This window comes from Polaribacter porphyrae, from assembly GCF_002954685.1.
GTDB classification, from domain to species: domain Bacteria; phylum Bacteroidota; class Bacteroidia; order Flavobacteriales; family Flavobacteriaceae; genus Polaribacter; species Polaribacter porphyrae.
On sequence record NZ_MSCN01000001.1, the window covers coordinates 95620 to 109819 of the forward strand.

General features: G+C 30.7%; 14 protein-coding genes and 1 tRNA gene. All 15 read left to right on the plus strand.

The annotated features are described in order from the left end of the window. Window positions 1-2 precede the first annotated feature (2 nt). The 15 genes from BTO18_RS00460 to BTO18_RS00530 all read left to right on the plus strand — a co-directional run bounded on the left by BTO18_RS00460 (window position 3) and on the right by BTO18_RS00530 (window position 14200). Window positions 3-968: a GDP-L-fucose synthase family protein gene (locus BTO18_RS00460; protein ID WP_105014329.1), complete on the plus strand. Its 966-nt coding sequence runs from the start codon at window positions 3-5 to the stop codon at window positions 966-968. 3 nt (window positions 969-971) lie between these two features. Beyond that, on the plus strand, window positions 972-2084 hold the full coding sequence (gmd, locus tag BTO18_RS00465) for a GDP-mannose 4,6-dehydratase (RefSeq protein ID WP_105014330.1): 1113 nt from the start codon (window positions 972-974) through the stop codon (window positions 2082-2084). Window positions 2085-2144: 60 nt separating this feature from the next. Further along, a tRNA-Val gene (locus BTO18_RS00470) sits at window positions 2145-2219 on the plus strand. A gap of 64 nt (window positions 2220-2283) precedes the next feature. Next, entirely contained in the window at window positions 2284-2709 is a 426-nt protein-coding gene (locus tag BTO18_RS00475) for an adenylyltransferase/cytidyltransferase family protein (protein WP_105014331.1), read from the plus strand. Window positions 2710-2781: 72 nt separating this feature from the next. After that, a complete protein-coding gene (locus tag BTO18_RS00480; RefSeq protein ID WP_211295553.1) occupies window positions 2782-3762 on the plus strand; it encodes an SDR family oxidoreductase in 981 nt (326 codons plus the stop codon). Window positions 3763-3766: 4 nt separating this feature from the next. Then, window positions 3767-5050 (plus strand): nucleotide sugar dehydrogenase, encoded by a 1284-nt coding sequence (locus BTO18_RS00485; protein ID WP_105014332.1) that lies wholly within the window; start codon window positions 3767-3769, stop codon window positions 5048-5050. A 69-nt stretch (window positions 5051-5119) separates the two neighbouring features. Continuing rightward, the gene (locus tag BTO18_RS00490) at window positions 5120-5578 is read left to right on the plus strand and encodes a transcription termination/antitermination NusG family protein (protein ID WP_105014333.1); all 459 of its coding nucleotides are present in this window, start codon (window positions 5120-5122) and stop codon (window positions 5576-5578) included. Between the two features lie 1022 nt (window positions 5579-6600). Then, on the plus strand, window positions 6601-7569 hold the full coding sequence (locus BTO18_RS00495) for a Gfo/Idh/MocA family protein (RefSeq protein ID WP_105014334.1): 969 nt from the start codon (window positions 6601-6603) through the stop codon (window positions 7567-7569). A 15-nt stretch (window positions 7570-7584) separates the two neighbouring features. After that, on the plus strand, window positions 7585-8616 hold the full coding sequence (gene pseB / locus BTO18_RS00500) for a UDP-N-acetylglucosamine 4,6-dehydratase (inverting) (RefSeq protein WP_105014335.1): 1032 nt from the start codon (window positions 7585-7587) through the stop codon (window positions 8614-8616). Next, complete coding sequence (pseC, locus tag BTO18_RS00505) at window positions 8616-9761, plus strand: UDP-4-amino-4,6-dideoxy-N-acetyl-beta-L-altrosamine transaminase (RefSeq protein ID WP_105014336.1); 1146 nt, start codon at window positions 8616-8618, stop codon at window positions 9759-9761. The genes pseB and pseC overlap by 1 nt, the downstream gene beginning before the upstream one ends. Beyond that, window positions 9754-10440: a pseudaminic acid cytidylyltransferase gene (gene pseF / locus BTO18_RS00510; protein ID WP_105014337.1), complete on the plus strand. Its 687-nt coding sequence runs from the start codon at window positions 9754-9756 to the stop codon at window positions 10438-10440. Before pseC ends, pseF begins: the two co-directional genes overlap by 8 nt. Continuing rightward, window positions 10437-11003, plus strand: a complete 567-nt coding sequence (locus tag BTO18_RS00515) for a GNAT family N-acetyltransferase (protein ID WP_105014338.1) — start codon at window positions 10437-10439, stop codon at window positions 11001-11003. Before pseF ends, BTO18_RS00515 begins: the two co-directional genes overlap by 4 nt. After that, a complete protein-coding gene (locus BTO18_RS00520) occupies window positions 11003-11863 on the plus strand; it encodes a methionyl-tRNA formyltransferase (protein ID WP_105014339.1) in 861 nt (286 codons plus the stop codon). Before BTO18_RS00515 ends, BTO18_RS00520 begins: the two co-directional genes overlap by 1 nt. A 2-nt stretch (window positions 11864-11865) precedes the next feature. After that, window positions 11866-12876, plus strand: a complete 1011-nt coding sequence (gene pseI / locus BTO18_RS00525) for a pseudaminic acid synthase (protein WP_105014340.1) — start codon at window positions 11866-11868, stop codon at window positions 12874-12876. A 4-nt stretch (window positions 12877-12880) separates the two neighbouring features. Beyond that, complete coding sequence (locus tag BTO18_RS00530; protein ID WP_105014341.1) at window positions 12881-14200, plus strand: lipopolysaccharide biosynthesis protein; 1320 nt, start codon at window positions 12881-12883, stop codon at window positions 14198-14200.

The window sequence follows — 14200 nt, forward strand, 5'->3', positions numbered from 1 at the left end:
AAATGAGTTTAAATAAAAATACAAAAATTTATATTGCAGGTCATAAAGGTATGGTTGGTACAGCAGTTTGGCGCGCTCTAGAAAGTAAAGGATACACAAGTTTAATAGGAAAATCGAGCAAGGAATTAGATTTAAGAAATCAACAAGAAGTAGGTAATTTTTTTAAAATAGAAAAACCAGATGTTGTAATAGATGCAGCTGCAAGAGTTGGTGGTATTTTGGCAAATAATGATTTTCCATATCAATTTTTAATGGAAAATATGCAAATTCAAAATAATTTAATTGATAGTTCTTTACAAAACGGGGTAAAGAAATTTATCTTTTTAGGCAGTTCTTGCATTTATCCAAAATTAGCGAAACAACCCCTAAAAGAAGAATGTTTGTTAACGGACTCATTAGAGCCAACCAATGAATGGTATGCAATTGCTAAAATAACAGGTGTAAAAGCTTGCCAAGCTATTAGAAAACAATTTAAAAAAGACTACGTTAGTTTAATGCCTACAAATTTATATGGTTTTTATGATAATTTTGATTTAAAAACATCACATGTTTTACCAGCAATGATTCGTAAATTTCATGAGGCAAAACTCAACAATCATACTGATGTTATTTTATGGGGAAGTGGAACCCCAATGCGTGAATTCCTATTTGTAGATGATATGGCAAATGCTGTTGTTTTTGCGTTAGAAAATAAAATGTCAGAATTTTTATATAATATTGGTACAGGAAAAGATATTACAATAAAAGAATTGGCTGAAACTATCCAACAAGAAATTGGACATCAGGGAAAAATTATTTGGGATTCAGAAAAACCAGATGGAACACCAAGAAAGTTAATGGATGTTTCTAAAATGAAAGATTTAGGTTGGCAGTTTTCTACAGAGTTAAATGAAGGGATTTCAAAAACTTATCAATGGTTTTTAGAAAACATAGAAAATATTAAAGAAGTAAAATTAGAAGATATTTAAAATATGAAAGTTGCATTTATAACAGGAGTAACAGGACAAGATGGTGCTTATTTAAGTGAGTTTTTGCTGAAAAAAGGCTATAAAGTTCATGGAATGAAAAGAAGATCTTCCCTTTTTAATACTGATAGAATTGATCATTTATATCAAGATCCACATGTAGATAACAGGAATTTCTTTTTGCATTATGGTGATATGACAGACAGTACAAACATTACGCGTTTGATTAAAGAAATTCAACCAGATGAAATTTATAATTTAGCTGCAATGAGCCATGTAGCTGTATCTTTTGAAACACCAGAATATACAGGAAACGCAGATGGACTAGGGACGTTAAGAATTTTAGATGCTGTTAGATTACTTGGTTTAGAAAAGAAAACAAGAATTTATCAAGCCTCAACTTCAGAATTATATGGAAAAGTTCAAGAAGTTCCACAAACAGAAACAACACCATTTTATCCTAGGTCTCCTTACGCAGTTGCAAAAATGTATGCTTATTGGATAACTGTTAACTACAGAGAAGCTTATGGTATGTTTTCTTGTAATGGAATTTTATTTAATCATGAATCACCTTTAAGAGGGGAAACCTTTGTAACTAGAAAAATAACAAGGGCAGTATCAAGAATTGCGTTGGGATTACAGGATAAGCTTTATTTGGGTAATTTAGATGCAAAAAGAGATTGGGGGCATGCAAAAGATTATGTAAGAATGATGTGGTTAATTTTACAAGCAAAGGAGCCAGAAGATTGGGTTATAGCTACAGGTAAAACAACAACCGTTAGAGATTTTGTAAGAATGAGTTTTGATGAAGTTGGTATCAAGTTAGAATTTAAAGGAGAAGGTGTAGAGGAAAAAGGATATATAAAATCTTGTAATAACAAAAAGTACCAACTTGAAGAAGGAAAACAAATATTAGCTATTGATCCTAAATATTTTAGACCCACAGAAGTAGAATTATTGATCGGTGACGCAACAAAAGCAAAGAACAAGTTAGGCTGGGAATGCAAGTACAATTTGCAAGATTTGGTTAAGGATATGATGCAAGGAGATTTAAGTTTAATGGAGAAAGAACAGTATTTAAAAGATGGAGGTTATGTAACATTAAATTATTTTGAATAATAATTAACTTTTTCTTTTGGTAAGTTTAAAATCTATTATATATTTGCATCCGCTATTATAGGGCGCGTAGCTCAGTTGGTTCAGAGCACTTGGTTTACACCCAAGGGGTCAGGGGTTCGAATCCCTTCGCGCCCACAATAACAATCCTTTACAAATATTTGTAAAGGATTTTTTAATTAAAAATAATTTTAACTGAATTATGAAAAAAAATGTTGTAATTGTTTCTGGTTATTTTAATCCTATCCATAAAGGTCATATAGAATATTTTAATCAAGCTAAATCTATTTCAGATTTATTGTTTGTTATTGTAAATAACGATTATCAAAGAACTCTAAAGAGGTCAAAAGAATTTCAAAAAGAGAGTGAAAGATTGTTGATTGTTGAAAATATTAAAGCTGTAGATAAGGCTTTTTTATCAATAGATAAAGATAAAACCGTTTGTGAAACTATTAATTATATAGTTAATAAATTTAAAAATGATTTTAAATTTTCATTCGCAAATGGTGGTGATCAGAATAATAACTCTATACCTGAAAGTACAATTTGTAAAGAGTTAGGCGTTAAACTAGTCGATGGTTTAGGAGATAAGATTCAATCTTCATCATGGCTTCTTAAAAAGAAATAATATTATAGCTATAAAAATATAAGAAATAAGTTATTTTTTATACTTTCGTACTTTAAAAGGAAATTAATTCATATGTATGAAAAAATAAAAGAAAAAAGAGTTTTAGTTACAGGTGGTGCTGGTTTTATAGGCTCTAACCTTTGTGAGTATCTTCTATCTCTTGGTTGCTATGTAGTGTGTTTAGATAATTTTGCAACAGGTAGAGAAAGTAATATTTCTACTTTTAAAAATAATAGTAGATTTAGACATATAACTGGGGATATTAGAAATTTAAATGATTGCCTAAAGGCTACTGAAAATGTTGATTTTGTTTTACATCAAGCTGCATTAGGTTCAGTTCCTAGATCTATCAAAGACCCCATAACTTCAAATGAAGTTAATATTAATGGTTTTTTAAACATGTTAGTTGCTTCAAGGGATAATAAAGTAAAACGCTTTGTTTATGCGGCAAGTTCTTCTACATATGGGGACTCTTCTAGTTTACCTAAAATTGAGGACGTTATTGGTAAGCCACTTTCTCCATATGCAATTACAAAATATGTTAACGAACTATATGCTGATGTATTTTCAAAAACTTACGGAATCGAAACAATTGGTTTAAGATATTTTAATGTATTTGGAAGAAGGCAAGATTCAGATGGTGCTTATGCAGCCGTTATTCCTAAATTTGTAAAAAAATTAATGTCAGGTAAATCTCCTGTAATTAACGGAGATGGTTCTTTTTCTAGAGATTTTACTTATATTGACAATGTAATTCAAGCTAATATTTTGAGTTTAATTGCCGATCAAGCTGCTACAAATTCAGTTTACAATGTTGCATATGGTAGCAGAAATACCTTAAACGATTTAATAGAGTACTTGAAAGATTGTTTGATGGAATTTAAACCAGACGTTTTAGATATTGAAATTAAGTATGGACCAAATAGGGTAGGAGATATACCTCATTCTCATGCCAGTATAGAAAAAGCAAAAAGCAGATTAAAATACAGCCCACAATTTTCATTACAAGAAGGGCTTAAAAAATCCGTTAAATGGTACTGGGAAAATTTATAAAAAAATGAAAGAAAATAAAATTGCAGTAATAGGTTTAGGTTACGTTGGTTTGCCATTAGCAAGGCTGTTTGCTACAAAATATTCAGTTATTGGATTTGACATAAATAGAGAAAGAGTAGATGAATTAATGACTGGAGTTGATTCAACATTGGAAGTTGAGAATGATATATTGAAATCGGTTTTAGTTGATAAAAATAATTTATATAAAGGTCTTTTTTGTACAACATCTACTGATGATATTAAAGATTGTAGTTACTTTATTGTGACAGTCCCTACACCTGTTGATAAAAATAATAGACCTATTTTAACACCTTTAATAAAAGCAAGTGAAACTGTTGGAGGGGTTTTGGCAAAAGGAGATATTGTAATTTATGAATCTACTGTTTATCCTGGAGCTACTGAAGAGGAATGTATTCCAGTTTTAGAAAAAATATCAGGCCTTAAATTTAATGAAGATTTTTATGCGGGATACTCACCTGAAAGAATTAACCCAGGAGATAAGCAACATACTGTTGAGAAAATATTAAAAGTTACATCAGGTTCAACACGTAATATTGGGGTTAAAATAGATAATTTGTATAAATCTGTAATTACAGCAGGTACACATTTAGCACCAACAATCAAAGTAGCTGAAGCAGCTAAAGTGATAGAAAATTCTCAAAGAGATATTAACATTGCATTTGTAAATGAATTAGCAAAAATTTTTGGATTAATGAATATTAATACCCATGATGTTTTAGAGGCAGCTGGTACAAAATGGAATTTTTTACCATTTAAACCAGGTTTAGTTGGTGGACATTGTATAGGTGTAGATCCATACTACCTTGCTCAAAAAGCTCAAGAATATGGTTATCATCCAGAGATTATTTTAGCAGGAAGACGTTTAAATGATAGTATGGGGGAATTTGTAGCTTCTGAAGTTGTTAAATTAATGATTGCTGAAGACATAAAAATAAAAGAGGCTAATGTATTGGTTTTAGGTATTACGTTTAAAGAAAACTGCCCTGATGTTCGTAATACAAAGGCTGTAGATGTAATTTTGACTTTAAAAGAATATGGTACAGACGTTACCATCTATGACCCATGGGCAAACGAGGAAGAGGTGTTGCATGAGTATGGTTTGAATTCGACAACCCTTTTACCTAACAAAAAATTTGATGCCATTGTTTTGACTGTCGCACATGACAAATTCAAAGAGTTGGATTTAGAAATATTAAAGAAATCTAGTTCTGTTGTTTATGATGTTAAAAATTGTTTACCTAAAAACCAAAGAGATAAAGCATTATAGTTAGAGTAGTACATTAAAAATAAAATTAAGGTTAAATTTGGTGTCATTATTAACATTTCAAAAATAAAAATGAATACAAAAAACTGGTTTGTCCTGCATACCAAGCCTAGAAATGAGTTGAAAGTTACTGAACGACTTTCTGCCATAGGTATAGAAGTCTATGCACCTACTAGATTAGAGGTTAGGCAATGGTCTGACCGGAGTAAAAAAGTAGAAGTGCCGTTATTGCCTTCTATGGTATTGGTTCATCTCGATGAGCAAGACACCAGTAAAGTATTCCAAGTAACAGGAGTAGTTCGGTATTTATTTGAGCAAGGAAAACGTGCTTGCATCTCTAATGATGAGGTATTGGCAATGAAATGTTATTTAGAAAATAAATTTAATATAGAAGTAAAGAACCTTTCAGAGGGTGATATTATCAATGTACCTTTATTGAATCAAGATGCAAAAATACTTAAGTTACAAGGAAAGAAATGCATGGCTAGATTGCAAAGTTTAGGCGCTGTAGTATCATTTCAATTGAGTTGATCAATTGAAAATTTTTAGTGAGTGAATAATTCATTACTGTGAGTGGTGATGGCGAAGCCGTAGGATAAAGTGAAGTATTTGTGTCTAAAATGAGTAAATATTTACTATAAAATAATGGGTGTGTAATTACAGATAATTATCTACATTAGAATTAGATGTAAGTTATTTTAATTTAAATAAAAATCAAAATAGCACAGCATATAACTACAAAAACTAATGTAAAGTTGTAAACGAAATAAGAGTCAATCTCAATTTCAGTATTAGTTTTAAAGTTATAGGTCTAAAATATGTAAGTTTTAGTTTCTGACACTTGTTTTGGGAGATGAAAAATAGAGTTATCTGTGTTAATGCTAATGCAGGAAAATTTGAAAACTAAATAGAGGAATCATATTCGTTTTTGAGCTAGGTTGATGGCAACTAAAATTTAAAAAATGTAAAAAAAAAGTAAAATACTTTGCGAGTTAAACTGCAGTTATGGGTAAAGATTGTCAAATGTGAAATAAAACTAAAATTTGACATCTTCTCTCAAGACTTTAAATTTTATTTTAGGGAAAAAATGTGTTAATTACAAAAATTTAGTGATTTTTTAATATGTAGTATTTTGTATACAATGACAAACTACAAAGTAATGTTCGATTTAAATAGGTGTAATTTGTGAAGAGGGTATATTTTATTTTAGGCTTTTCAATGTTTTTTTACGGATGTTATGACTCTAGATACTGTAAAATAGGAAAAGTTGGTGCCTTAAACAATATTAAATAAAAAAGTAAGTATTGGTAAAAATGTAACTATAGTAGGTGAAAATAATATTGGGCAATTTACTTTTGTACATTATGGAAGTGTGGCACTAAAGAAACATTAGATTTTGCTCTAAAGTAGGTGATCATTCAAAATAAATTGTCAGTTCAAGCGAATATGAAAAAGCTTTCATTTTGATAAGAATGGAATAGTTACTTGCATAGAAAGTAATAAATGATATAGAATCAAAGAAAATATAGTTAAAAAAATAGAATAAATTTAAAATGAAAAACTTTGCCCTAATTGGAGCTTCAGGTTATATTGCACCAAGACATTTAAAAGCTATCAAAGATACAAAAAACAATCTTTTGGCTGCTTTAGATACTTTTGATAGTGTAGGTGTGATGGATAGTTATTTTCCAGAAGCAGATTTTTTTGTTGAAACTGAACGTTTTGATAGACATTTAGAGAAATTAAAATATGATAAAGGAATCGGATTAGATTATATTAGTATTTGCACACCAAATTACCTTCATGATGCACATATTAGAATGGCTTTGCGTAGAGGTGCAGATGCGATTTGTGAAAAACCATTAGTACTGAATCCTTGGAATTTAGATGCCCTTCAAAGAATGGAAAGAGAATCTGGGCAAAGAGTCTATAATATTTTACAATTAAGAATGCACCAAAGCATTATAGATTTGAAGAAAAAAATTGAAGCAGTACCCAAGGATAAAGTGTTTGATGTCGACTTAACCTATTTAACTTCAAGAGGAAATTGGTATTATACTTCTTGGAAAGGAGATGTTACCAAGTCTGGAGGAATTGCAACAAACATTGGAGTTCATTTTTATGATATGTTATCTTGGATTTTTGGGAATGTAAAAGAAAATATAGTTCACATTCATACACACGATAGAGCTTCTGGTTATTTAGAATTTGAAAGAGCGAGAGTAAGATGGTTTTTATCTATAAGTTACGACGTTTTGCCACAAGAAATTAAATCTAAAGGTCAAAGAACGTATAGGTCTATAACCATCGAAGGAGAAGAATTAGAATTTAGTGGAGGTTTTACAGATTTGCATACTCAAGTTTATGAAGGTATTCTCGATGGAAATGGATATGGATTGGAAGATGCAAGGCAAGCAATTGAGATAGTACATAATATAAGAAATACTGAACCTATTGGCATAAAAGGAGAATATCACCCTTTTGTAAAAAAACCACTTGAAAAACACCCATTTAAAAAATAATTACTAAGAAAAATTATGTTAAACCTTAATAATAAATCTATTCTAATTACTGGAGGAACAGGATCTTTTGGTAAAATGTTTACAAAACTAATTCTTGAAAGAAATACAGATTTAAAAAAACTCGTAATTTTATCCAGGGATGAGCAAAAACATTTTCAAATGGCTCAAGAATTTCCTGAAGATAAATATCCTGTTATGAGATACTTTATCGGAGATGTTAGAGATAAAGAAAGGTTAAAAAGAGCTTTTGAAGGGGTTGATATTGTAATTCATGCAGCAGCTATGAAACATGTTCATTTAGCTGAATACAATCCTATGGAATGCGTGAAAACTAATATTAATGGTGCAGAAAATGTTATTGATGCAGCATTGGAATCTGGAGTTAGTGAGGTTGTTGCTTTATCAACAGATAAAGCAGCGGCTCCAATTAATCTATATGGGGCTACTAAATTAGCTTCGGATAAATTATTTATAGCAGCAAATAATATAAAAGGAAAGAGGGATATTCGTTTTTCTGTTGTCAGATATGGAAATGTAATGGGATCAAACGGGTCTGTCATGCCTTTTTTCCTAAATAAAAAGAAAAAAGGAGAAAAATTCCTTCCAATTACAGATAATCAAATGACACGTTTTAATATCTCCTTACAAGATGGGTGTGAAATGGTTTTCTATGCAATCGAAAAGGCTTGGGGAGGAGAAATATTTGTTCCCAAAATACCATCATATAAAATTACTGATGTTGCAACTGCTATCGCTCCAAAACTAGAACAAAAAATAGTAGGAATTCGACCAGGAGAAAAGTTACATGAAGAGATGATAACAGCATCTGATTCATATAATACAGTTGATGTAGGTAAATATTATGCAATTCTTCCACAAAATTCACCATATTCACAGTATTCAAAAGATGATTATAAAAAAGCCTATAATGGAGTTGATGTGGCTGAAGGGTTTTCATACAATTCAGGAAATAACTCAGACTGGGAAACGGTAGAATCTTTGAGAGAGTTGGTGAAAACTCATGTGGATCCAAATTTTAAAGCATAATGAGAAAAATACCCTACGGTAGACAAAATATAGATCAAAATGATATCGATGCAGTATTATCAACTTTAAAATCTGATAACCTTACTCAGGGTCCAAAAGTTAGAGAATTTGAATCTAAATTTGCTGAATACGTCGGAGCTAACTATGCTGTAGCAGTTAACAATGCTACCTCTGGATTACATCTCTCTGTTCTAGCTTTAAATTTATCTAAAGGAGATCGCGTAATTACAACTCCTATTACTTTTGCAGCTACAGCCAACTGTATACGTTATGTAGGAGCAGAGGTTTGGTTTGCAGACATTGACCCAAATACATATTTACTTGATATTAGTTCTGTTAAAGAATTGATTGAATCAAAGCCAGAAGGTTTTTTTAAGGGAATAATACCTGTTGATTTTGCTGGACTTCCAGTTAATATGGAAGATTTTAGAGCTTTGGCAGACGCTAATGATCTTTGGATAATTGAAGATGCTTGTCATGCGCCTGGTGGATATTTTATTGATACGAAAGAAGATAAAAACTTTTGTGGAAACGGAAATTATGCCGATGTCGGTGTTTTTTCTTTTCACCCGGTCAAGCATATCGCCTGTGGAGAAGGAGGGATGTTGACTACAAATTCTAAAGAATTGTATGACAAACTCATGCTTTTGAGAACTCATGGAATAACCAAAGAAAACATGGAAGAAAACCATGGAGGTTGGTATTATGAAATGATCGAATTGGGATTCAATTACCGTTTGACCGATTTTCAATCTGCTTTGGGAATTGTGCAACTAGCGAAGAATGAGAAAGGAGTTGAGCGAAGAAATGAAATTTCTTTAGCCTATAAAAAAGCATTTAAGGGAAAAATTAAGTTTCAAGACTTGCCTGTTGGGAGGTATAATGCACATCATCTTTTTGTTATAGAGGTAGAAAATAGAAAAGAATTGTATGATTTTCTTCACTCTAAAGGAATTTTGGCTCAAATTCATTACGTACCAGTGCATACTTTGCCGTATTATAAGAATATAGGGTATGCAGATGCTAATCTTGTTTATGCAGAAAAATATTATTCTAGGTGTATCAGCTTACCAATGTATCCTACGCTTTCAAAAGAGGAACAAAATTTTGTGATTGAACAAGTTAAAGAATTTGTTAATGGGTAATATATGTATTATACCAGCTAGGGGAGGAAGTAAAAGAATTCCTAGAAAAAATGTTAAGGATTTTTTAGGAAAACCTATTATTGCATATTCCATTCAAGCAGCAATAGAGTCTGAATTGTTTGATGAAATAATGGTTTCTACTGATGATCATGAGATTGCTGACATTGCAATTAATTTTGGGGCTAAAGTCCCTTTTTTAAGGTCAGTTAATAATTCTAATGATTTTGCAACAACTTACCAAGTTATTGAAGAGGTAATTAAGGATTATAAAAGAAAATTAAATTTAGAATTCGAGTATTTTTGTTGCTTATATTCTTGTGCTCCTTTTGTGACACCGAATACACTTAAATTAGCTTATAATAAGTTAATAATTGAGAGGTTTGATACTGTGTTCCCAATTTTAGCATTCAGTTTTCCCATTCAAAGAGCATTAGGTTTGGAAAAAGGTAAAGTTAAAATGATAAATGACAGATACTTGTCTACTCGCTCACAAGATTTGGAAAATAGATACCATGATGCTGGACAGTTTTATTGGGGTTTAGTAGAACAAGTTTTAAGAGAAAAAAAATTGTTTAATTCTAATACAGGAGGTATAATAATTTCTGAATTAGAAGCGCAAGATATTGATACCTATGTTGATTGGAAATTAGCAGAACTAAAATACCAACTAAAAGAATGATATTTCCTTTAAAATATGTTTGTTTAAAAACAAATGTTTTTAAAAATCAAGAATTCAAAATTGTTCCAATTCGATTTGAAGACCGGCAAGATATTATGGAGTGGAGAAACGAACAAATGTATCATCTTAGGCAAGTAGAACCTTTAAGTAAAGAAAGTCAAGATAATTATTATAGAACGACTATTTATTCATTATTTCCACAAGAAAAACCAAATCAAATATTATTTTCTTTTCTTAAAAATGATGAATTAATTGGCTATGGAGGACTAGTACATGTTAATTGGGTAGATAGAAATGCTGAAATTTCATTTATAATGAAAACTGAATTAGAAGAAAATTATTTCAGTTTGTATTGGTCTTCATTTTTAAATTTGATTGAAATTGTTGCATTTAATGAATTGAATATGCATAAAATTTATGTTTATGCTTTTGATTTAAGACCTCATTTATATAAAGTGCTGAAAGCCAACAGATATTTCAAAGATGCAATTTTGAAAGATCATTGTTATTTTAATAATCTCTTTTTGGATGTTGTAATCCATTCAAAGATAAATAATAAATAATGGTTTTAGGTGTTTTAACAAGTGGTAATTTAGGTCTCAATACTTTGGTTCAACTAGAATCTAGATTTACGATAGGTTTTGTGCTAACTGATTTTAATTCAATAAATATTATTAATTTTTGCCAATTAAAACAAATACCATATTACTCTGGTAACCCCAGAAATAATAGAGGGTATAACTTCATCAAAAATATACCTGTAGATATAATTGCTTCTATAAATTACCTTTTTTTAATTGAAAAAGATATTATAAATCATTCAGGTAAACTAACTTTTAATATTCATGGTTCTCTGCTCCCAAAATATAGGGGAAGAACACCACATGTATGGGCTATTATTAACAATGAAAAAGAAACTGGAATTACTGCTCATATAATTGATGAGGGTTGTGATTCGGGTGGTATAATAAAACAAATCGTTATTCCTATTGATATTCTTGACACCGGAAATGATGTACTTGAAAAGTATAAAAAATATTACTTTAAATTGGTGCTTGATGTAATTTCTAACTGTGAGAATAAAAAATTACTCATTATTAAGCAAAGTGAAGCCCTTGCTACTTATTTTGGAAAAAGAACACCTTCAGATGGTAAAATTGAATGGAGTTGGCAAAGAGAGAGAATATATAATTGGGTAAGAGCACAATGCTATCCTTATCCTGGTGCATTTGCTTTTTATAAAAAAACGAAAATAATTATTGATACGGTTAAATTTTCTGAAATTGGTTTTAATGCTTCAATGGACAATGGAATAGTTTTAGTGAATAGACCAAATATAATTGTAAAAACTCCGAATGGGGCATTAGAATTAACTAAATTAAGAACACAAATAAAATTAGAAGTTGGAAATAAATTAATTTAATTGTGAAAAATAAGACATTTATTATTGCAGAATTATCAGCAAATCATAATGGAGATTTAAAAGTTGCTCTAGAGACGGTGAGAGCCGCTAAAAGATCAGGAGCTGATGCTATTAAATTACAAACCTATACTGCAGAAACTTTAACTATAGATTGTAAAAATGATTACTTTAAAATCAATCATGGAACTGCATGGGATGGTGAATATCTTTACGATTTATATAAAAGAGCTTTTACTCCATGGGAATGGCATAAAGAAATTTTTAAAGTTGCAAAAGAAGAAGGTTTAGTATGTTTTTCATCTCCATTTGATACAACTGCTGTAGATTTTTTAGAAGAATTAGAAACACCAATTTATAAAATAGCATCTTTCGAAATACAAGATATTCCTTTGATAGAATATGCAGCCAGTAAAGGTAAGCCGATGATTATTTCTACAGGTATTGCTGAAATAGATGATATTGAGTTAGCAATAGAAACATGTAAGAATTTAGATAATAATGATATAACAATTCTAAAATGTACTTCTGCCTATCCAGCAGATCCAGCAGATGCAAATTTATTAACGATTCCAGATTTAAAAAAAAGATTTGGTGTTAAAGTAGGCTTGTCAGATCATACAATGGGTATTGAAGGACCTGTTGTTGCAACTTGTTTAGGATCTTCAGTGATTGAGAAACATTTTATATTAAATAAAGAAGTTGGCGGGGCAGATGCTCATTTTTCTCTAGATGAAAAAGAGTTTACAGAAATGGTTAAAGCTGTTCGAAAGGCTGAACTTATGATGGGTAATGTAAATTATGCAATGACAGAAAAGAAAAAGAAAAGTCGTCAGTTTTCTCGCTCTTTATTTATTGTAAAAGATGTTAAGGCTGGCGATAAAATTACTTTAGAAAATGTCAGAAGTATTCGTCCTGGATATGGAATGCATCCAAAATTTTTAAACAATCTTTTAGGAAAAGTGTTCCAACGTGACTTTCCCAAAGGAACGCCCATGTCAGATAAGTGTTATTAAAAAAATGAAAAACCAGTTCATTGGACTAATTAATAGGCCTTTTGTGCGTAATGTGTTCACTGTGTTCACTGGAACGGCTGTAGCACAAGTTATTGTGGTAGGAAGTTCTCCTATAATCACAAGACTATATGAGCCGGAAGTGCTTGGAGTACTAGGAGTATTTCTTGCTATTACAGGTATTATTCAATCGGTTGGTTCTTTAACCTATTCAAGTGCAATTGTTTTGCCCAAAAAGGATGGAGATGCGAAAGCAATTGTTTTATTATCATTTATGATTTCTGGGATTATTTCATTGTTAGTCGCATTAATATTTATTTTTTTAAAAAGCCAAATTGTTTCATTATTTCAAATAAAAGAAATTGACTCATATGTTTTGTTAATACCATTATTTGTTTTTTTTGGAGTGTGTGCTATTATTGCTGATCAATGGCTAACGAGAAAAGAACAATTTAGAAAAATAACAAAAATCATGGTTATTAACACTTCTATGGTTCAAGTCGCCAAAATTGGAGCGGGTTTGAATAGTCCAACGGCTTTGTTTTTAGTTTACATAGCAACTTTTGGAAGAGTACTTCACGCCACTTCATTATCATGCAGTCAATTCATTTGGTCTAAAAAAAGGTTTAATAGTATTAAGAATGCCAATTGGTTTTCTATTAGCCTTGTCAATAAAATGGCAAAAAAATATAGCGATTTTCCATTGTATAAGGCACCACAATCATTTGTGGGGAATATTTCAGGTAAATTACCAATTTTATTACTTACAGGCTTTTTTGGGCCTGTTGTGGTTGGTTTCTATGCGTTAGGATCAAGGGTAATTACACTTCCTAGTAGCATTATCGCAAAATCATTCAGTAATGTTTTTTACCCAAAAATTGCAAAAAATTTTAATAGAGGTGAGGACATAAGAAAGCTATTATTAAAAGCAACCGCAGCTTTGGCCGCGATTGGGATAATCCCATATGCGATAATAATTATTTGGGGTCCTTGGTTATTTGGCTTTATATTTGGAGAAGACTGGTTTATAGCCGGAACATATGCCAGATGGTTGTCAATAATGTCTTATTTTAGTTTTATAGGTGGGGCTTGTTGGAGGGTAATTACTGTTATTAGAATACAGAGATTTGCGCTTGTTTTTTCCGTCATTACAGTTTTATTAAGCGCGGCTACACTAAATATGACAGCTATATACTTTAATGATGATTTATTAACGATTGCTTCTTTCTGTGTTATAAATGCGATATTATTAATATTTAAAATGTTTTGGGTTTTAAGGAAGGCAAAACCTAGCATTAGTATCCCTAATGATTCAATGATACAATAA